Annotated in this window: 20 protein-coding genes and 1 riboswitch (1 of these 21 only partly in view); of the genes, 10 read left to right on the top strand and 10 right to left on the bottom strand. The window is 70.3% G+C overall.

Going from position 1 to position 18,255, the window contains the following annotated elements:
* The 3 genes from ABNQ38_RS21220 to ABNQ38_RS21230 all read right to left on the bottom strand — a co-directional run.
* Window positions 1-288, bottom strand: the 5' end (the start) of a protein-coding gene (locus ABNQ38_RS21220; RefSeq protein ID WP_377810050.1) for a potassium channel family protein. The gene continues 750 nt to the left of window position 1, outside the view; 288 of the gene's 1,038 nt are visible here — the first part of the coding sequence; its start codon is at window positions 286-288; its stop codon lies beyond the left edge, outside the window.
* Window positions 289-433: 145 nt separating this feature from the next.
* A complete protein-coding gene (locus ABNQ38_RS21225; protein WP_377810051.1) occupies window positions 434-1,063 on the bottom strand; it encodes a 2-hydroxychromene-2-carboxylate isomerase in 630 nt (209 codons plus the stop codon).
* 110 nt (window positions 1,064-1,173) lie between these two features.
* Window positions 1,174-1,887, bottom strand: coding sequence for a response regulator (locus ABNQ38_RS21230; protein WP_042696260.1), 714 nt, complete (start codon window positions 1,885-1,887; stop codon window positions 1,174-1,176).
* Window positions 1,888-2,138: 251 nt separating this feature from the next.
* Here ABNQ38_RS21230 and ABNQ38_RS21235 point away from each other — a divergent pair, with 251 nt between their 5' ends.
* From ABNQ38_RS21235 to ABNQ38_RS21245, 3 genes are all read left to right on the top strand, one after another.
* Window positions 2,139-2,324, top strand: coding sequence for a hypothetical protein (locus ABNQ38_RS21235; protein ID WP_109052013.1), 186 nt, complete (start codon window positions 2,139-2,141; stop codon window positions 2,322-2,324).
* Between the two features lie 50 nt (window positions 2,325-2,374).
* Window positions 2,375-2,632 carry a hypothetical protein gene (locus tag ABNQ38_RS21240; protein ID WP_377810052.1) on the top strand — a complete coding sequence of 86 codons (258 nt, stop codon included), beginning with the start codon at window positions 2,375-2,377 and terminating at the stop codon, window positions 2,630-2,632.
* 115 nt (window positions 2,633-2,747) lie between these two features.
* Window positions 2,748-4,904, top strand: coding sequence for a hypothetical protein (locus ABNQ38_RS21245; protein WP_377810053.1), 2,157 nt, complete (start codon window positions 2,748-2,750; stop codon window positions 4,902-4,904).
* Between the two features lie 46 nt (window positions 4,905-4,950).
* Here ABNQ38_RS21245 and ABNQ38_RS21250 read toward each other — a convergent pair whose 3' ends face one another.
* The 5 genes from ABNQ38_RS21250 to thiO form a co-directional block, all read right to left on the bottom strand.
* Window positions 4,951-5,415, bottom strand: a complete 465-nt coding sequence (locus ABNQ38_RS21250) for a hypothetical protein (protein ID WP_377810054.1) — start codon at window positions 5,413-5,415, stop codon at window positions 4,951-4,953.
* A gap of 29 nt (window positions 5,416-5,444) precedes the next feature.
* Window positions 5,445-5,888 (bottom strand): PaaI family thioesterase, encoded by a 444-nt coding sequence (locus tag ABNQ38_RS21255; RefSeq protein ID WP_377810055.1) that lies wholly within the window; start codon window positions 5,886-5,888, stop codon window positions 5,445-5,447.
* A 156-nt stretch (window positions 5,889-6,044) separates the two neighbouring features.
* The gene (locus ABNQ38_RS21260; RefSeq protein ID WP_377810056.1) at window positions 6,045-6,845 is read right to left on the bottom strand and encodes a thiazole synthase; all 801 of its coding nucleotides are present in this window, start codon (window positions 6,843-6,845) and stop codon (window positions 6,045-6,047) included.
* A 201-nt stretch (window positions 6,846-7,046) separates the two neighbouring features.
* Window positions 7,047-7,268: a sulfur carrier protein ThiS gene (thiS, locus tag ABNQ38_RS21265; RefSeq protein WP_377810057.1), complete on the bottom strand. Its 222-nt coding sequence runs from the start codon at window positions 7,266-7,268 to the stop codon at window positions 7,047-7,049.
* Window positions 7,265-8,446 carry a glycine oxidase ThiO gene (gene thiO, locus ABNQ38_RS21270; RefSeq protein ID WP_377810058.1) on the bottom strand — a complete coding sequence of 394 codons (1,182 nt, stop codon included), beginning with the start codon at window positions 8,444-8,446 and terminating at the stop codon, window positions 7,265-7,267. The genes thiS and thiO overlap by 4 nt, the downstream gene beginning before the upstream one ends.
* A riboswitch (TPP riboswitch) is annotated at window positions 8,438-8,536 on the bottom strand. (Overlaps the previous gene by 9 nt.)
* A 267-nt stretch (window positions 8,537-8,803) precedes the next feature.
* Between thiO and ABNQ38_RS21275 the strand changes: the two genes are divergently transcribed.
* Window positions 8,804-10,867, top strand: coding sequence for a methyl-accepting chemotaxis protein (locus tag ABNQ38_RS21275; protein WP_377810059.1), 2,064 nt, complete (start codon window positions 8,804-8,806; stop codon window positions 10,865-10,867).
* A 20-nt stretch (window positions 10,868-10,887) separates the two neighbouring features.
* Here the strand turns inward: ABNQ38_RS21275 and ABNQ38_RS21280 are convergent, their stop codons facing one another.
* Both ABNQ38_RS21280 and ABNQ38_RS21285 read right to left on the bottom strand, forming a co-directional pair.
* Window positions 10,888-11,241: a DUF6504 family protein gene (locus tag ABNQ38_RS21280; RefSeq protein WP_377810060.1), complete on the bottom strand. Its 354-nt coding sequence runs from the start codon at window positions 11,239-11,241 to the stop codon at window positions 10,888-10,890.
* A complete protein-coding gene (locus ABNQ38_RS21285; RefSeq protein WP_377810061.1) occupies window positions 11,160-12,437 on the bottom strand; it encodes a Y-family DNA polymerase in 1,278 nt (425 codons plus the stop codon). Before ABNQ38_RS21285 ends, ABNQ38_RS21280 begins: the two co-directional genes overlap by 82 nt.
* A 120-nt stretch (window positions 12,438-12,557) precedes the next feature.
* On the opposite strand from ABNQ38_RS21285, the gene ABNQ38_RS21290 reads away from it, so the two are divergent.
* The 6 genes from ABNQ38_RS21290 to ABNQ38_RS21315 all read left to right on the top strand — a co-directional run bounded on the left by ABNQ38_RS21290 (window position 12,558) and on the right by ABNQ38_RS21315 (window position 18,250).
* Window positions 12,558-13,133 carry a hypothetical protein gene (locus ABNQ38_RS21290; RefSeq protein WP_377810062.1) on the top strand — a complete coding sequence of 192 codons (576 nt, stop codon included), beginning with the start codon at window positions 12,558-12,560 and terminating at the stop codon, window positions 13,131-13,133.
* Between the two features lie 118 nt (window positions 13,134-13,251).
* Window positions 13,252-13,746, top strand: a complete 495-nt coding sequence (locus ABNQ38_RS21295) for a HupE/UreJ family protein (protein ID WP_377810063.1) — start codon at window positions 13,252-13,254, stop codon at window positions 13,744-13,746.
* A gap of 239 nt (window positions 13,747-13,985) precedes the next feature.
* The gene (locus ABNQ38_RS21300; RefSeq protein WP_377810064.1) at window positions 13,986-15,725 is read left to right on the top strand and encodes a TAXI family TRAP transporter solute-binding subunit; all 1,740 of its coding nucleotides are present in this window, start codon (window positions 13,986-13,988) and stop codon (window positions 15,723-15,725) included.
* A 114-nt stretch (window positions 15,726-15,839) separates the two neighbouring features.
* Complete coding sequence (locus ABNQ38_RS21305) at window positions 15,840-16,508, top strand: glutathione S-transferase family protein (protein WP_109449542.1); 669 nt, start codon at window positions 15,840-15,842, stop codon at window positions 16,506-16,508.
* 93 nt (window positions 16,509-16,601) lie between these two features.
* The gene (locus ABNQ38_RS21310) at window positions 16,602-17,552 is read left to right on the top strand and encodes a hypothetical protein (protein WP_377810065.1); all 951 of its coding nucleotides are present in this window, start codon (window positions 16,602-16,604) and stop codon (window positions 17,550-17,552) included.
* On the top strand, window positions 17,516-18,250 hold the full coding sequence (locus ABNQ38_RS21315; RefSeq protein ID WP_377810066.1) for a hypothetical protein: 735 nt from the start codon (window positions 17,516-17,518) through the stop codon (window positions 18,248-18,250). The genes ABNQ38_RS21310 and ABNQ38_RS21315 overlap by 37 nt, the downstream gene beginning before the upstream one ends.
* Window positions 18,251-18,255: the final 5 nt, after the last annotated feature.

Genomic DNA, 18,255 nt, shown 5'->3' on the forward strand with positions numbered 1-18,255 from the left:
GGTGAAGAACTGGCTGCCCGGAAACAGGTAGTGGAAGGCGCCGACCACCAGCCCGACCGACCCCAGCAGCACGAAGGTCAGGTCGCCCGACACCGACCGGATCGACAGGGCGATCAGGCCGAGCAGCAGAGCCGTCAGCAGCGCCCCGCCCAGCCAGGACTTCGACGCCCCCCGGCCCCCATGCCCACCCCCGTGCCCACCTCCATGATTGCCATGCGAACCGCCGGGCGGCACTGCCGGGGGCGGGCTGGAGGTCCGGGGACGGCGGTCGGGAACGATCTGATCCATGGGGCGGTAAACCGAAACGAGAGCAGGCACCGCGGCCGGCGCCCAACCGAAAGTCTTAGCCCATGGTTATAGCGGTTTGCCGGCCCCGACCGTCAGCACTTTCCGCCCCCGGAGACGATCCGGAGGCCCAGCTTTACAGATGCCCTTACCAGCCGCCGGTGGCGAGCCAGCGGTCGACCATGTCGAGCCGGTCCCAGCCCCAGAAGGGTTCGCCATCGACGATGAAGAAGGGCGAGCCGAAGACGCCGCGTTCCACCGCATCGTCGACCTCGCTGCGCAGCCGGTCCTTGACCGCCGGGTCCTTGACCGCCGGGTCCTGGATGGCGGCGGTCACCGCAGCGCGGTCAATGCCGAGGCTGCCCAGCGTCTTCGCCGCGATCTCCGCCACCGTGTCGGCGGGGCCGATGTCCTGCCCCTCGCCGAAATGGGCGTGATAGATCGCGCGGGCCAGCAGCTTGGCCTGTTCCGGATGCTCGTCGGCCAGCCAGTAAAAGGCGCGCGAAGCGGCGACGCCATTGGCCGGGGCCGAATCGGGGAAGGTGAAGGGCGCGCCGGTCAGGCGGGCGATGCGCCCGACATCCTGGGTCAGATACTCGCCGCGCAGGGGCTGCTCAAGGTTAGGCTTCATGCCCGTCACCTTGAAGATGGCGCCGAGCAGAACCGGGTGCCAGATGACGGTGCGGCCATGCTTCGCCGCCAGCTCGTCGATGCGCAGGCTGGCGAAGTAACCGTAGGGCGAGCCGAAGTCGAAATAGAAATCGATGGGATCAGACACGCGCGTTTCCTCTCCGGCAGGTTTTCAGGAAAGGCTAACGCGGGTGTGGGAAGGCGTCCAGGGGGCGTCCGGGGCAGCTGGGGGGAGGCCGGACGGGCACCGCGGACCCGTCAGACGGTGCGGACCTTGGCGTCGAAGACGTAGCCGGCACCACGCTCGGTCTTGATGATGCGGGGTTCCTTCGGGTTCGCCTCGATCTTGCGGCGCAGGCGCAGGATCAGCACGTCGATGGAGCGGTCGAACACCTCCGCCCCGTCGACCCGCGTGAGGTCGAGCAGCTGGTCGCGGGTCAGCACCCGCTGCGGCCGCTTGACGAAGGCGGCGAGCAGGCCGAACTCCGCCTTGGTCAGTTCCACCTCGCGCCCCTCCTGCCCGCGCAGACGCTGGGCGGTGAGGTCGAGTTCCCAATTGGCGAACTGCACGACGGCGCGCAGTTCTTCCGGGCTGCGCGCCGGGCGGGCGTCGTTGGAGACGCGGCGCAGCACCGCCTTGATGCGGGCCAGCAGTTCGCGCGGGTTGAAGGGCTTGGTCAGGTAATCGTCGGCACCCAGTTCCAGCCCGACGATGCGGTCGACATCCTGGTCCTTGGAGGACAGGATGATGACGGGGATCTGCGATTCGGTGCGGATCTGGCGGACAAGCCCCAGACCGTCACCGTCGGGCAGACGCAGGTCACAGACCACGAGATCGACAGGTTCGCCATCCAGGGCCTGCCGGGCCGATGCGGTATCCTGCGCCGTCGTGACCCGGTACCCCTCTCCTGCCAGATATGAGGCCAAAAGCTCCCGAATCGGCTCGTCGTCGTCGACCGCGAGAATATGCATGCCTGTTACCTCCCCAAACCTTCTTATCTCACGCGCGAGCGCCACGCAATGCGTTACAACCCCGTAACAGCCGCGGCTCTTTCGCCCACCGCATGAGTTGGTTGAAACCCCCTGCCGCTCCAGCGACATAAAAATACCCTTGCGCAGACATTAACCAGAAACACGTTGCGGTTTAAATCCAGACCATCGAACAGGGGACGGTTGCCCGGCAAGGGGCGCCGGACCAATGCCGTGATGGGGAATGCGCCGCCATGTCGAACATCGATCATTGCCTGGAGCGTCTGGCCCTGCTCGACCGCGCCGACCGCCTGCTGAACGAGGTGCGGGTCTATGGGCAGCATGGCCCGATCCGCGAAACGCTGGCGCAGCACCGGCTGCTGCTGGGCGAGGCGAGGCGCCATCTCGACTCGGCGCGCTCGGTCGGGCGGCCGGGCTGACGGCCGGACCGAACGACTGGCCCCCGAAAGACTGGGACTAGACCAAGATCATGTCCGGCTGCACCGCCCCGGCACTGCCGATGCCGCACCAGCGCACCGCATCGCACGCCCCGGCCCACTCCCCAGCCCACTCCAGGACCGCGAGGCGCCTGCCCGCCGACGGCAACCGCCGTCCGGTGGCGGAGCGTTGCAGCCACCATCAGGGCTGCAATCCGGGTTGCGCGCCGAACGTGGCACAGGTCACGGCCCATAACGGCGCGCCGCTGTGGCGCACGATGATGGAACGCTGGCTGACGGCGGCGCCCTGACGCACGGGCCCCACCCTGCCGGCCATATCTCCTTCCTCCGGTAACGTTCTCCCTAATCCCGCCCGAATTCGCGCTTATGCCGACGGTTGGGAGCAACAGAACCGGAGAGACAATCATGACCCGTGCCATCCTTCTCGCCTCCACCGCCCTGCTGATGGCGGCCCCGGCCGCCTGGGCCGCGGCGGACGGACCAACCGGCGGGCAACTGGCGCTGACGCGGGTTCTGCTGTCCACCGGCGGCGTCGGCTATTTCGAATATGAGGCGACGGTCAGCGGCGATGCCGACCTGTCGCTGGAGGTCCGGCGCGATCAGGTCGACGACGTGCTGAAAAGCATCGTCGTCTATGACGACAAGGGCGGCATCGGCACCATCGGCTTGCCCGGCGCCGAACCACTGGACACCGCCTTCCGCGAACTGCCCTTCTCGGCGGGCGACCTCACTTCGCCCGCCGCTCTGCTGAACGCGATGCGCGGGGCGGAGGTGACGTCCGGCGGCTCCCGCCAGTTGACCGGCCGGCTGATGTCGGTGACGGAGGAGACGGTGCGGCTGCCGGGCGGCGACGGCGCCACCGCCACGCGCCACCGGGTGACGCTGATGACCGCCGACGGACTGCGCCAGCTGGTGCTGGAGGAGGCCGATGCCCTGCGCTTCACCGATCCGGCGGTGCAGGCCCAGATCGACCGGGCGCTGTCGGCGGTGGCGGAGAATGCCCGGCGCGAGCGGCGGCAGCTGACCGTGCACAGCCGGGCGCCGCAGGATGGGCAAGCCGCCGGCGAGCGGCGGGTCCGGGTCGGCTATGTCGCGGAGATGCCGCTGTGGAAGGCGACCTACCGGCTCAGCATGACGCAGAGCGGGCAGTTGCAAACCGGGGCGGCGAAAGCGGGCAGCGGCGCGCTGCAGGGCTGGGCGGTGCTGGAGAATCTCTCCGGCGAGGATTGGAAGGGCGTCGATCTGACGGTGGTGTCCGGCAATCCGGTCACCCTGCGCCAAGCGCTCTACACCCCCTACTTCGTCGAACGGCCCGAGGTGCCGGTGGAGGTGCTGGGCCGGGTGCTGCCCACGGCGGACGAGGGCACGGTGACGCTGAACGATGCCCATCCGGCGATGCGGCCGCAGTCAGAAGCCTCGCGCGCCGCGGTACCGCCCGCCGCGACGATGGCCGCTCCTCCGCCCCCCGCACCGGCCATGGCCCCCGCGCCGATGGGCGAACCGCTGGCGAAGGTGGCGCCCTACGGCAGCGCCGCCGGGACTCCGGCGATGGCCGCGGTGCGCAGTGCCGATGCCGGTGCTGCGGAAGGCGCCCAGGTGCTGTTCCACTACCCGCAACCGGTCAGCGTGCCGAACGGCAGGACGTTGATGATGCCGATCGCCGTCCGCAGCCTGCCGGTGGAGCGGGTGGCGCTCTACCAGCCGGGCACCGACGCCCGCCACCCGCTGGCGTCGCTGCGGCTGCGCAATGACGGCGATACCGCCCTGCCGCCGGGGCTGCTGACCTTCTACGACCGCACTGGCGGTTCCGAGGCGGAGACCAGCGCCTATGTCGGCGACGCGCGCATGGCGACCCTGCCGGCGGGCGACAGCCGTCTGCTCTCCTTCGCCGTCGATCAGGCGGTGACAATCGACCGCGAGGAGAAGCCGAGCCGCCGGCTGTCCCGCGCCGCCCTTGCAGACGGCGTGCTGACCCTGTCGGTCACCGACCGGCAGAGCACCACCTACACGGTGGCGGGCGCCCCGGACGCCGACCGCAGCGTGGTGATCGAGCATCCGCGCCGCCCCGGCTGGGATCTTGCCGAGCCGGCGGACGGCAAGCCGGAGGCGACGGCCGGCGCCTACCGTCTGCCACTGGCGGTGCCGGCCGGTAAGACGGTCACGCTGACCGCGACGCTGGAACGGCCGCGGCAGGAACGGATCGTGCTGACCGATCTGAGCGCCGACCAGATCGCCGCCCGCGCCTCCGCCCCCGAACTGCCAACGGAGGTGCGTCAGGCGCTGACCATTCTGGCCGGCCTGCGGTCCGCCGTCGCCGAGAAGGAGCGCCGCATCGCCGAACTGGAGCGCGAGCGGACCGAGCGAATCGCCGACCAGGACCGGCTGCGCGAGAACCTGAAGGCCCTGCCGGCCGGCAGCGACCTGCACAAGCGCACGCTGGCGAAGATGGCAGAGGCGGAAAACCGGCTGGACAGCCTGGCCCGCGACCTGACCACCGCCCGCACCGAAGCGGAAGCGGCACGGCAGACCCTGCGGGAGCGGGTGAAGGCTTTGGCGATCTGAGGAGATGGGGGGCGGGTTCCTTCCGCCCCCCTTCAGGCTTCCGTCCTTACAGCGTCGTCGCGCTGCAATAGGCCCAATCCTCGCCCTGCAGGCCGAAGAAGGCGGCGACCGGCTTGCCGCTGGACCGGTCGACGACGACGCGGAAGCGGGTGCCGGTGCAGGTGCCCTGGGTCTGCTTGGTGACCGGGACCTTGACGTGCTTGGACTTCAGGCAGGCTTCCGACATCTTCGGCGGGTTGGCCGGGCCGTCCACCTTCTTGCCGTTCAGCACCATGTAATAGGTGGTGGCCTGCCCGCCCTTGACGTCGGCCTTCACCTCGATCTTGCCGAAGCGCGACTTGTAGAGGCCGGCATCCTGTTCGCCGTCCGGCGCGCCGCTGGGCAGCGAGCGGAAGGAGATGGCGGCGCAGGAGGGCGGGTCCTTGGCCTCGGCCGGGGCGGCGGCCAGAACGGCAATGCCGCCGGCCAGCAGCAGGGCGGCAGGCACGGACAACAGACGGGCAGACAGCATGGAAAAGCCCTTTCGAACCGGTTGAAACGTCATTTCGGCATCACGCAGAAGGTGGTCTGCTGCATCAGGGCGCAGTCCTTCTCGACACCGCCGTCCAGCATCGACACCTCGACCTGGGTGATGACCAGGGTGCGGCCCGGCTTCACCACGCGGGCGCGGGCGATCATGACGTCGCCCTTGGCCGGCGACATCAGGTTGATCTTGAACTCCACCGCCAGCACTTCCGCCCCGGCCGGCATCAGGCTCAGCGCCGCATAGCCGCCGGCATTGTCGGCCAGCGTGCTGACCATGCCGGCATGGAAGAAGCCGTGCTGCTGCGTCAGGTCGGCACGGAAGGGCAAGCGCATCTCGCAGAAGCCCGGCTCCATCGCCGCCAGTTCGATGCCGAGCGTCTTGCAGATCGGCTGCTGTTCGAAGGACGCGAAACAGCGCGCCTTCCAGTCGGGAGTGCGGGGTTCGAAGGAGGCGGGCACGGGAAGGGTCTCCGGCAGAGGGGTGCCAAGGGGGGCGCCAAAGGAGGCGGTGCGCCACAGCCTGCGTCAGCCGCCCCGCCGGATCAAGCGGCCGAACGGAGTGCGCGTCACCTTGCCCACCCCGGCCGTCCCCGGCTGCCCCGCAGTCGGCCGCCCTCAGCCGCCGATCAGGCCCATCTGCGGGCTGGACGGTTCGGCATAGGCGCGCATCGGCATGCGGCCGGCCAGATGGGCGGCTCGGCCGGCATTGACTGCATCGCGCATCGCCGCCGCCATCCGCACCGGGTCGCGCGCCTTCGACACCGCGGTGTTCAGCAGAACGGCGGCACAGCCAAGCTCCATCGCCAGCGCTGCATCGGAGGCGGTGCCGATGCCGGCATCCAGCACCACCGGCACCGGGCTGCGGGCGCAGATCGTCTCGATGGCGTGCGGGTTGCGGATGCCCATGCCCGACCCGATGAAGGCCCCCAGCGGCATCACCGCCGCGGCCCCCAGGTCGGCCAGCTTGCGGCAGGTCACCGGATCGTCGTTGCAATAGGGCAGCACGACGAAGCCGTCATTCACCAGTTCCTCCGTCGCGCGCAGCAGTTCCTCCACATCGGGATAGAGCAGTTCCCGGTCGCCGATGACCTCCAGCTTGATCCAGGGCGTGTCCAGCGCCTCGCGCGACAGCTGGGCGGTCAACACGGCCTCCTTGGCGGTCATGCAGCCGGCGGTGTTGGGCAGCAGCCCGACCGGCCCGGCCGCCCGTCCCGCGGTGGCGCGGGCCAGCACGTCGACGAGGCTTTCCGAATAGCCGTCCAGGCTGATGCGGCGGATCGCCAGCGTGACCAGTTCGCTGCCGCTGGCCGCCAGCGCGTCGAGCATCACCTGCTGGTTCGGATAGCCGGCGGTGCCGAGGAACAGCCGCGAGCCGAGGTTGCGCCCGGCGATGGTGAGGGTGTCGGTTGGGGACATGGGGAAGCCTTTTGCAAAGGCCCTCTCCCACGACCGGCCTGGGGAATTCCCCCTCTCCCCCTGGGGAGAGGGTCGGGGTGAGGGGGACGCGCGGCGTGGATTTTCGGCATAGTCACGCAGTGCATCCCCCTCACCCTAACCCTCTCCCCAGGGGGAGAGGGGATCCTTCCCGGACTGGTCACGGGAGAGGGAAATTCAGGGTCAGCCGCCCTGGATGGGACGGACGATTTCCAGGCTGTCGCCGGGCTGGAGCGGGGTCTCGGGCCAGCGGCGGCGGGGGACCACGGCGCCGTTCAGAGCGACCGCGACGCCGAGCGTTCCGGCGGCGATGCCGCGCCCGGCCAGGAACTCGGCGACGGAGGCGGCGGACAGCGGCTCTTCGCAGCCGTTGACGCGGATGGCTTCACGTGAAACGGCGCTCATGCGGCAGCTCCCGCGGCAACGAAGCGGTCGGCGGCGAAGGGGCGGAGCAGCGGGTCGGTCTCGCCGGTCAGCACCAGCCGGGCGATGCCGTCGGCGGTCACCGGGGTCAGCAGGATGCCGTTGCGGTGGTGGCCGGTGGCGTGGATCAGGCCGGGAATGCCGCTCTCGCCCAGGACCGGCGCATCGTCGCGGCTGCCGGGACGGAAACCCGCCCAGGCTTCCTCGATAGGCAGTTCGGCAATTCCCGGCAGCGCCCGCCACGCTCCTTCCAGCAGGGCGAACTGGCCGCCGGCGGTCAGGCGGTCGTCGAAGCCGCGCTCTTCCGTCGTGGCACCGATCAGCAGCCGGCCGTCCAGCCGCGGGATCAGGTAGGTGCCGGGCGTCCACACCACATGGCGCAGCAGCGGCAGACGGGGGTCCATTCGCAGGCAGACCATCTGCCCCTTCACCGGACGCACCGGCGGCCGGGCGGCGGCCGGCAGTCCGGGCACCCCGGCCGACCACGCCCCGGCGGCCAGCACCACCCGGTCGGCCCGGTGCAGCGTTTCAGCCACCCGCACACCCACGGCGTACCCGCCCTCCACCGCCAGCGCCACCTCGCCGCACCGCTCGTGCAGATGGGCGCCGGCGACTTCGGCGGCGCGGCGCAGGGCGGCCGCGACCTTGCGGTTGTCGACCTGATGGTCGCCGGCACAGAACAGGGCACCGGCGACACCCGGTTGCAGGAAGGGTTCGCGCCGCCGCACCTCGGACCCGCCCAGCCACTCCACCGGCAACCCCAGATCGCGCTGGAAACCGTGCAGGAAGCGGACCTTCGCGGCATCGTCGGCGGTCAGCGCGATGACCATGGTGCCTTCGCTGCGCAGGTCGACGGCCATGCCGCTCGCCGCTTCGAGATCGCGGGCGAAGTCCGGCCACAGGGCCTGCGACGCGCGGGTCAGCGGCAGCAGCCCATCCTCGCCCGGCTCGGTTTCGACACAGGCGGCCAGCATCCCGCCGGCGGCATGGGTGGCGCCGCGCCCAGCCTCTCCCCGCTCGAAGACATCGACACGGCAGCCGGCCGACGCCAGCCTCCAGGCGATGGCGAGGCCGATGCATCCGGCGCCGATAACGGCAACGGAAGGACGGAGTCCCGGCGCGGAAACGGAATATGGATGAAATTCTGGCGCATGGATCATGCGGCGGCTCCCTTCGCTGGCATTACCCAGACAGGTTCGATGGGTGTGTCTCAGCCGCGCGACCACCGCGCGGCACCCCAGGCCTCTGGATTGCCTTATGCCAATGTTCCGCTGGCCCCACAAGCGGAATCGACCGCCGCCATGTCTTGCCGCTTCGGTCCACCGCCCAAACCTGCCCCCAACTTGCCGATGGATGCGGCGACAGGCCGCAGCCGGATACGGAGTCCCCCCGACAGGAAACGCTACCAATCGGCAGCTAAATTGTCGGCAAAATGAGCCATACCCGGGCACTCACAGCAGAAAACGGGCGCCGCCGGTGCGCGGATGAACAACAAAGACAACCGAGGATTCGCCAGCATGCTGTCTTTCTTCCGCTCGGACTCCCCGACCTCCCCCGTCCCCGGCACCCCCGTCGGCACTCCTGCTGGCAGGTCCGAACCGGCAGCGCACGCCGCCGGACCGGCGGAACAGCCGATCCGCAGCCTGTGCCTGCCGGCGGGGCAGATCGGCGCCGCGGCGCTGGACGGGCTGAATTTCGCCGACGGGGCACCGGCGCTGGTCGTCGGCTTCGTGTCGCCGCATGTCGATTTCGCCGCCACCGCGCGGGCGGTCCGCTCCGCCCTGCCGGCGGCGACCCAGCTGGTGCTGGTCTCCACCGCGGGCGAGCTGTGCGCGGCCGAGGGCCAGCCGCTCTACCGCAAGGCCGGCGACCGCTGGGACAGCGTGGTGCTGCAATCCTTCAGCCCGCGCCTGTTCGCCGGGATCAGCATCCAGTCGGTCCCGCTGCATTGCGACGACCTGCGCGGCGGCCGCCCGACCCGCGACGTGCCGGCACGGGTGGAGGCGATCCGCGGCGAGCTCGACCGCATCCGCGTCCCCTTCCCCATCGACAGCCACGACACGGTGGCGCTGACCTTCATCGATGGCCTGTCGGCCAGCGAAAGCTGGTTCATGGAGGCGGTCTACCGCTCCGGCCATTTCCCCTGCCTGTTCATCGGCGGCTCGGCCGGCGGTAAGCTCGATTTCCGCAACACCCATCTGTTCGACGGCCAGCGCGTGCTGGAGAACGCGGCGGTGACGATCTTCCTGAAGATGGCGCCCGGCATCCGCTACGGCATCTTCAAGTCGCAGAATTTCCGGCCGACCCAGACCCGCTTCGCCGTGGTCGACGCCGACCCGATGCGCCGCATCGTGCGCAGCGTGATCGACCGCGACGGCTTCGAGGTCGTCGGCTTCATCGACGCGCTCGCCAAATCCCTGCGCTGCAAGCCGCAGGAACTGCCGGGCAAGCTGGCGAAGAACACCTTCGCCATCGAAATGGAGGGAGAGCTGTTCGTCCGCTCCATCTCCGGCTTCGATTTCGAAAAGGGGGAAGTCGCCTTCTACTGTGACGTCAATCCCGGCGACTCGCTGTGCCTGGTGGAGGCGACCGATTTCGTCCGCCAAACGGAGGACGACCTCTCGGCCTATCTGCGCAACAAGCCGCGGCCGGTCGGCGCCATCCTGAACGACTGCATCCTGCGCCGGCTGAACAACCCCGACCAGCTGTCGCGGGTCCATGCCTTCGACGGGCTGGCCGCCGCCGGCTTCTCCACCTTCGGCGAGCTGCTGGGCATCAACATCAACCAGACCCTGTCGGCGCTGATGTTCTTCGAGGTGCCGCCCGGCGCCGCCTTCTCCGACGACATGGTCGACCGCTTCCCGGTGCATTACGCCCGGTTCCAGAGCTATTTCATCGCCACCCGCTACAACCGGCTGGAGCTGCTGAGCCGCATCCGCAACAGCGTGATCGAACGGATGCACAGCTATCTCGACGCGCTGGTGACGCTGACCGGCGGCGTGCAGGAGACCGCCAGCTATGCCGCGCGCATCGGCGGCTCGATGTCGGCGATCGAGGCGACGCTGAACCGCCACGCCACCCTGTTCGACGGCCACGCCGACCGCAAGGAGGCGCTGGTCCGCGAATTCAACCAGCTGTCCACCGTGGTGAAGAGCATCGAGAAGGTGCTGGCGGTGATCGACGGCATCGCCAGCCAGACCAACCTGCTGGCACTCAACGCCACCATCGAGGCCGCCCGCGCGGGGGAGGCGGGGAAGGGCTTCGCCGTGGTGGCGGCGGAGGTGCGCAAGCTGGCCAACGACACCAAGCAGACGCTGGCCGATACCCGCCGCGCCATCGACCAGGTGGTGACCTCCGTCCGCTCCGTCGGCGGCCAGCTCGACGACACCAGCGCCCGCATGGACGAGGCCGCGACTGCCTCGCAGGAGTTGCAGACCGACATCCATGCGGTGATCGATGAGGTGGAGGGCGCCCAGAAGGCCATCGAAGGCCGCCTGTCCGACATGAACGACCATGCCCGCCGCATGGAGGACATCAACCGCTACATCGCCTTCCTGAAACAGCTCGACCGGGCGGGGTAAGCGGGCGGCGACCCGACACCTCACGCCAAAAACCCGTGCAGGAACCAGCGCGGGGTCTCGTCAGGGCGGTACAGGCCGGCGCGGAACAGCCAGAACCGCCGGCCGCCGTCATCCTCGACCCGGTAATAGTCGCGCACCGCCGGCCCCAGCGACCCTTGCCCACGCCACCATTCGCATTCGATGCGCTCCGGCCCCTCGGCCCGACGCACACGGTGGGGCACGCCGCGCCAGACGAACAGCAGCGGCGGGTCGTCGGGCAGCGGGGCGGTGGCCTCAACCGGCTCGGGCGGGGTCAGCAGGCGCAGGGGGCGCGGTTGCCCGGCGGGCCAGGGCTTCGGCGCCGGCAGGCGCTCCATCGGCGGATGCGGCGCCACGCAGCGCTCCGGCAGCCAGCTTTCCCGCGGCACCAGCCGCAGCACCGCCCGTCCCCCAGCCGCAGCGTCAGCCGGTCGACCAGTTCGGCCAGCTGGTCGTCATTCCCCTGGTCCCCGGCCTCCCCTCCGTCGATTGCGGTCTGGACGGCGGACAGCGGTCCCGTCTCGGTCGCCGACAGCACCAGGGTTTCCAGCCCCGGCCCCGACCCAAGTTCGATCCGCTCCAGCAGCGGGGCGAACAGCCGGGCGAGCGCCGCCGGGTCGCGCGCCGGGCGGCTGGTGCCGAGCGTCAGGCTCTGCGGTTCGTCGTCCACCCGCTGGTCGGTGCGGTGGGCATCCAGCCGCAGCCGGCGCGCCCCCTGCCCTGCCGCCTCCAGCCCCTTGCACAGCTTCCCCAGCAGATGGCGCAGCGCCCCGGCAATCGATTCGGGCGTGGCGATCGGTTCGGCGAAGGTCAGGCGCTCGCGATGGTCCGGCACCGGCCGGCGCGGGGAGATCGGCTCGTCCAGCCGGCCGAATGCCTGATCGTACCGTTGCATCAACCCGGCTCCGAACCGCGCCGCCAGCCCCGCCCGCGGCATGGCATGCAGGTCGCCGATCCGGCGCAGGCCCAGCGCATGCAGCCCCTCCACCGTCTCCGCCGGCAACCGCAGGGCAGCGAGCGGCAGGCCATCCAACGACTCGCGCCGCCTCTCCTCCGGACTGCCGAACCGCACCAGCCCCCAGGCGGCGGCCGGGGTGCCGGCGATGGCGGCGCGGGCGGCGAAGCCGGCGGCGCGCAGCCGGCCGGTCAGGTCGGCGGCCAGCGCCGGCTCGCCCCCAAAGAGATGGGCGCAGCCGGTGAGGTCGATCACCACCCCGTCCGGCCCGTCCGCCGCAGTCCAGGGGCTGTAACGCCGCGCCCAGTCGGCAATGCGGCCGAGCAGGGCCGAATGGGCCTCCGGCGTCGCCTCCGCCGCCTCCAGCATCGGTTCCAGCGCACGGGCATCGCTGAGGGTGTGGCCGGGAGCGATCCCCAGCATTGCCGCCGCCCGGTTGACCGCGACCACCGCCCGCCGCTGGCGCTCCGTCCGCAGCAGGACGAAGGGGCGTGCGCGCAACTCCGGCGGCATGAGCCGTTCCCGCGCGTCGGTCGGCAGGCGCGGCAGCCACAGGGCGAGGATGCGGCGCTTGGTTCTCTCTGCTCCGCGGGCCAATCCCTCTCCCCTCGATCGCCAAGAACAAACAAAGAACATTCTAGCGCTGACTTGGCCGCATGGGGAGTCTCTCCTTGGGTTCATCTTGCCGAAACGCTCGGTAGTGCCGACATTCCGTACATGACCCCACATCCCCCGTCTTTCGCCCGCCATCCGGTCGTCAGCCGTCTGGCTCCGCTCCTTCTCCTGCTGGCGGCTGGCGCCTGCGCGCCGTCGGACCTGCGCGACGACACGCCCGGCCGCGCCCAGGCCTTTCCGCCCGTCTACAACCAGACGGTCGTTCCCGGCGGGGGCGAGCGACGAACCTGGAGCCAGATTCAGGCGGAGCAGTCGCGGACCGACTCGAAGCCCGCCACCGCGGCCCGGTCCCGCCAAACCAGCGACAGCCAGAGCGACGACCGGCAAATCCGCCGCGACCCGGACGGCACCGACCAGCCGCCGCCCAAACGCCGCCGCGGCAGTTCGTCGCCGCCGCCCGACCCGGCCGCCCTGCCCCAGCCGCCGCGCCCGATCCCGGTGCCGCCCCCGCCCTCGTCCCAGAGCGCCACCGATGCCTTCAAACGCGACCTGATCCGGCCGGAGGTCGACCGCATGCGGACCGACGACGCCATGGGCCGGCTCGACCCGCTGGGTCAGCGCGACCTGATGCGGCGGGAGAACGACCTGCGCCAGTTCGGCGACCCGCTGGCGCGGTAGCGGCAACCCCGCCTCCCCCGTCGGCGGCGGTGTCGGCGCCGGTCCTGACGGCTTGACCCCGCCCCCGCTCAGCCGCCATACCGGCAGCTGGAGCTGAACGGACGGGGGATGCGGGCGCATGACGACGGTGACGGGGGCCTTCGGCAACGGGCTGACCACGCCGGTGTGGGTGTTGCAGCATCTGCTGGGCATCCTCGGCATCGGCATGTGGGCCGGACAGTCCGGCGGCACCGCGGTGTGGCAGGTGCCGGCCGCCGCCGTGACCGCCGCGCTGGCGGCGGGCTTCGCCGCCCAGATGGGCGTGCGGCTGCCCTATGCCGGGCCGGGGTTGGCCGCCTCGCTGGTGGTCGTCGGGTCGCTGGTCGCGCTGGGGGTGCGCGCCCCGGCGGTGGTGGCGGTGCTGGTTGCCGCGGTCGCCGCGGTGTTCCACGGTCATGCGCATCAGGGACCGCCGCTCTATTGGGCCGGTTTCGCGTCAGGGTTGATGCTGGTCGCCTGCGGCGGGCTGGGTCTGTCGATCGCGGTGACGCAGGCCGAGTCGGACCGCGCCGTGCGTCTGTGTGGCGGTGCGGTAGCAGTCGCCGGCGTTCTCGACCTCGTCGGCGTGATTTGACCGGATACGCCTTGAAATGACCGGGTTGCGCGGAAATCTTTGAAGGCACGACCTTCCCCTCCCCGCCCCTCCCGCTCGGGACGCACGGGCCAGACGAACGGAACGATCCGGTGCCCCGCGCAGCCGCCAAAGCCTGCCCACCCCCGCCGGGGCTCCGCTCTCCGGGACCTGGGCCGCATTCCGATGCGGCTCCCCCGACTCGACCCGTTCTGACCCGCCGCCATCTGCTGGGCGGGCTGATGGGAGGGGTGGCCCTGGCCCCGCTGCTTGGCACCGGACTGCTGAGCACCGGATTTCTGGGCGGGCGGGCCGCCGCACAGGATCTCCGCTATTTCCGCATCGGCACCGGCACCACCTCCGGCACCTATTTCCCGATCGGCGGACTGATCGCCAACGCCATCTCCAACCCTCCGGGCTCGCGCCCCTGCGACAAGGGCGGAAGCTGCGGCATCCCCGGCCTGATCGTGGTGGCTCAGGCCAGCAACGGATCGGTCGACAATGTCGAGATGCTGCGCGCCGGCACGGTGGAGGCCGGCTTCGCCCAGGCCGACGTCGCCTATTGGGCCTACAGCGGCATCGGCAGCTTCACCGGCAAGCGCCCCTTCACCGAACTGCGCTCGCTCGGCATGCTCTATGCCGAGGCGATCCAGATCGTCGTCCGCTCCGACGGCTTCATCGACCGTATGGCCGACCTGAAGGGCCGCAGCATCTCGCTCGGCGAGGAAGGCTCCGGCACGCTGGTGGAGGCGCGGCTGATCCTGGACGCCTACGGCCTGTCGGAAAGCACGATCACCCCGCTCTACCTGAAGCCAGGCACCGCGGCCGACCGGCTGGCGAAGGGCGAGCTGGACGGCTTCTTCATGGTCGGCGGCTATCCGGTGGCGGCGGTCAGCGACGTGGCGGCGCGGGTGCCGATCCGTCTGGTGCCGCTGGACGGCGAACCGGCCGACCGGCTGCTGCGCAGCCAGCGCTTCTACATCGAGCAGGAAATCCCGGCCAACGCCTATCCCGGCAGCGCCACCACCCCAACGCTGAGCCTGGGGGCGGAGCTGCTGACCCGCGCCGACCGCGATCCCGACCTGATCTACGGTGTCGTCCGCGCGCTGTGGCACGAGAACACCCGCCGCGTCCTGGCCGATGGGCATCCGCAGGGCCGCAATTTCGATCCCGCCCGCGCGGTCGCCAACGTCTCGGTTCCCCTGCATCCGGGGGCTGAGCGCTTTTACCGCGAGGCCGGCCTGCTCGGCAGCGCCGCCAACGAACCGGCCCGTTCCCCATCCAACGCGACCGACATTCCCCCCACTGCCGGGGACAAAGCGGCGAACGGGGCGGCGAACGGCGCCCCACCTGCCGAAAAGAACACCTCCGGGAAAAGCACCGAGGACAAGCCGCCGCGTCGATCGCCCGCCGGCCGGACAGGACGAAAGGACCGTTTCCGCACGCCCCGCCGGTGGAATAGTCTGAGCGGCATCCGGTCGATCCTCGCGATCGGGCGCAACGGACGGAAGGAGACGGGCATGCCGGCCGGCGAAGGGGTGCGCATCGCGATCCGTTCCGCCCGCGACGCCGACGCCGCCCGCTGTGCCGAGATCTTCCTGCACGGCCGCCGCCAGGCCTTCTCCTGGCAGCCCGCCGACCGGTTCGGGCTGGACGATTACTACGACTGCGTCCGCGGGGATTCGGTGCTGGTGGCCGAGACGGGCGGGACGGTGGTCGGCTTCGTCTCGCTCGATCCCAAGGCCGGCATCATCCATAACCTGTTCATCGACCCCGCCTGGCGCAAGCGCGGCATCGGATCGGCCCTGCTGCGCGAGGCGCTGCACCTGTTGCAGGGCGGTGCCCGGCCGGCCGAGCTGGCCTGCGCCGCCCGCAACGCCGACGCCCGCGCCTTCTACGAACGCAACGGCTGGACGCCGGTCGGCGAAGCGTCGAATCAGCCCGACGCGCTGGTGCTCTACCGCCTGTCGCGGGCGGGGTAGATGGCCGCTCCCCCCGTCCTCCCGCTTGCCCCGCGAAACTTCCTCCAACGAGACGATTTGGCTCGGATGCGCGGGCTGTTTTCGTTTGCGGCGTTGCGGTAAAGTCCCGCCGCCATGCGAACCCTGTACCACCACCCGATCCACGCCCTGTCGCGCACCGCGCGCGTGATGCTCGCCGAGAAGGGCCTGCCCTTCGAACCCGTGGTCGAAAGGCCGTGGGAACGGCGGACCGACTTCCTGAAGCTGAACCCGGCCGCCGAGGTTCCGGTGCTGGTGGAGGAGGACGGGACGGTCGTCGCCGGCGGCCTCGCCGTCATCGAATATCTGGAGGAGGCCTATCCCGACACCCCCCTGCTGCCGCGCGAGATCGCGGCACGGGCCGAGGTGCGGCGGGTCGCCGACTGGTTCCTCCACAAGTTCGAACGCGAGGTGGCGGAAAACCTCGTCGGCGAAAAGCTGATCAAGCGGCTGTCCGGCCAGGGCCACCCCTTCGCGCCGGCGATTCGCGCCGGGCTGGCCAACGTCACCTACCATCTCGACTACATCGCCTTCCTGTCGGAACGCCGGCCGTGGCTGGCCGGGTCGTCCTTCACCCTGGCGGACATCGCCGCCGCGGTGCAGCTGTCCTGCCTCGACTATATCGACAACGTGCCGTGGGACCGCAGCCCGGAGGCCAAGGACTGGTACGCCCGGATCAAGTCGCGCCCCAGCTTCCGCGCGCTGCTGGCCGACAACATCACCGGCTGCCCGCCGCCCAAGCACTATGCCGACCTGGATTTTTAATATCCTGTTTGGATTTCGCCCAAGAGGGGCATGGACCGGCCGAGCGTATCAAGCTTAACGTGCTCCTAAATCGTAGTTGGGAGTAGTTGCTCGATGCGTCTCCGCCGTCTTTCGCCCGTTCCGGCCCTGCCGGTCCGTTCCCTCAGGCCCGCCCTGATCGCCGGCGGCATGCTGGCTCTGGTGGCCGGCTGGTCGCCTGCCCAGGCCGCCCCGGCCGTCGACGATGCCGGCGCCAAGGCGCTCGCCGCGTCGCTGAAGAAGGATTTGCCGCGCTGGTTCCCGCCACCCGCCGAGGATGGCGAGGGCATCGGCTTCGAATGGGAGGGCGAACCGACGGTCAAGCCGGCCGGCGACCATTACGACGTCGCGCTGCCGCGCCTGTCGGCCGAGGATGCGGAAGGCACCCTGTTCGACATCGGCACCATCCTGCTGGCGGTGACACCGAAGGACGACAGCCAGTACGGCGTGTCGATCACGCTGCCCAGCGCCATGAAGGTGCAGAACCTCGACGACAACGACGAATATGTCGATGCCGCCACCATCACCATCGGCAAGCAGTCCTTCACCAGCACCTGGTCGGGTGCGCTGGAAACCCTGCTGACGGTCGACGGTGCCTTCAACGATCTGGCGGTCACCGCCGCCGGCGGCAAGGGCAAGGTGTCCATCGCCACCATGACCATGGTGCAGGATCCGAAGCCGGAGACCGGGACCGGCGGCGCCACCCTGTGGAGCGGCCCGGCCGCCTTCGCCTTCGGCGGCCTGTCGGTGCAGGACGACAAGAACAAGGAGCTGATGAAAATCGGCGGCGTCACCACCGAGGCGACCTACAGCCGCGTCGACCTGACCAAGGTCAGCGCGCTGCAGAAGCTGTCCGAACAAACCGCCGCCAAGGGCGTGGCGCCGACCAGCTCCGAACTGCTGCCCAAGCTGCAGGGCATGTTCGGCGGCATCAGCGGCGCGATGCGCCTGTCCAACCTGTCCTTGTCAATCCGGAGGATGGCACCGCGGTGGCTCTCGGCCATCTCGCCTTCCGCAGCGGCCTGACCGATCTCGACCAAGCGATGTCCACCGTCAGCATGGGCATCGAGGCGCGCGACTTCACCATGACGCCGTCGCCGGCCCCGGTGGCCTTCACCCCGCGCGCCTTCGAAATGAAGCTGTCGGTCGCCAAGCTGCCGAACAGCGCCCTGTGGAAGGCCTTCACCGAGCTGGCCAAGTCAGCCGAGGCCGAAGAGGCTCCGCCGGCGAAGAAGGGCGCCAAGGCCAAGGCGGCCGCGCCCGCGTCGCCCTCGGCGGACGTGGTCATGCAGCAGGCGATGGCCGCGATGGGCGAAGCCGGGACCGAGCTGCGCATCGACGTGCTGAACCTCGACACCCCGGCGACGGCCGGCACCGCCACCGGCGCGGTCAAGGTCGCAACCCAGGCCGCCTTCGGCGTCACCGGCGGCGCCACCGTCCTGCTGCGCGGCATCGACGCCGCGGTGAAGGCGATGCAGCCGGCCCCCGGCGCCAAGCCCGACAAGGAGACCCAGGATTTGCTCGCCGGTCTGGCGATGGTGCAGGCCCTGGGGCAGGCCGGCAAGGACGACACCGGCGCCGACACCCGCACTTATAAGATCGACATCACGGAGGCCGGCCAGCTCCTGCTGAACGGCGCCGACATGACCGCCCTGCTGGCCGGCGGCAGCGAGCCCGCCCCGGCCCCGGCTCCGGCTCCGGCGGAAAAGCCGAAGAAGAAGTAAGTCCG

The organism is Azospirillum sp. A29 (assembly GCF_042604625.1).
GTDB classification, from domain to species: Bacteria; Pseudomonadota; Alphaproteobacteria; order Azospirillales; family Azospirillaceae; genus Azospirillum; species Azospirillum palustre.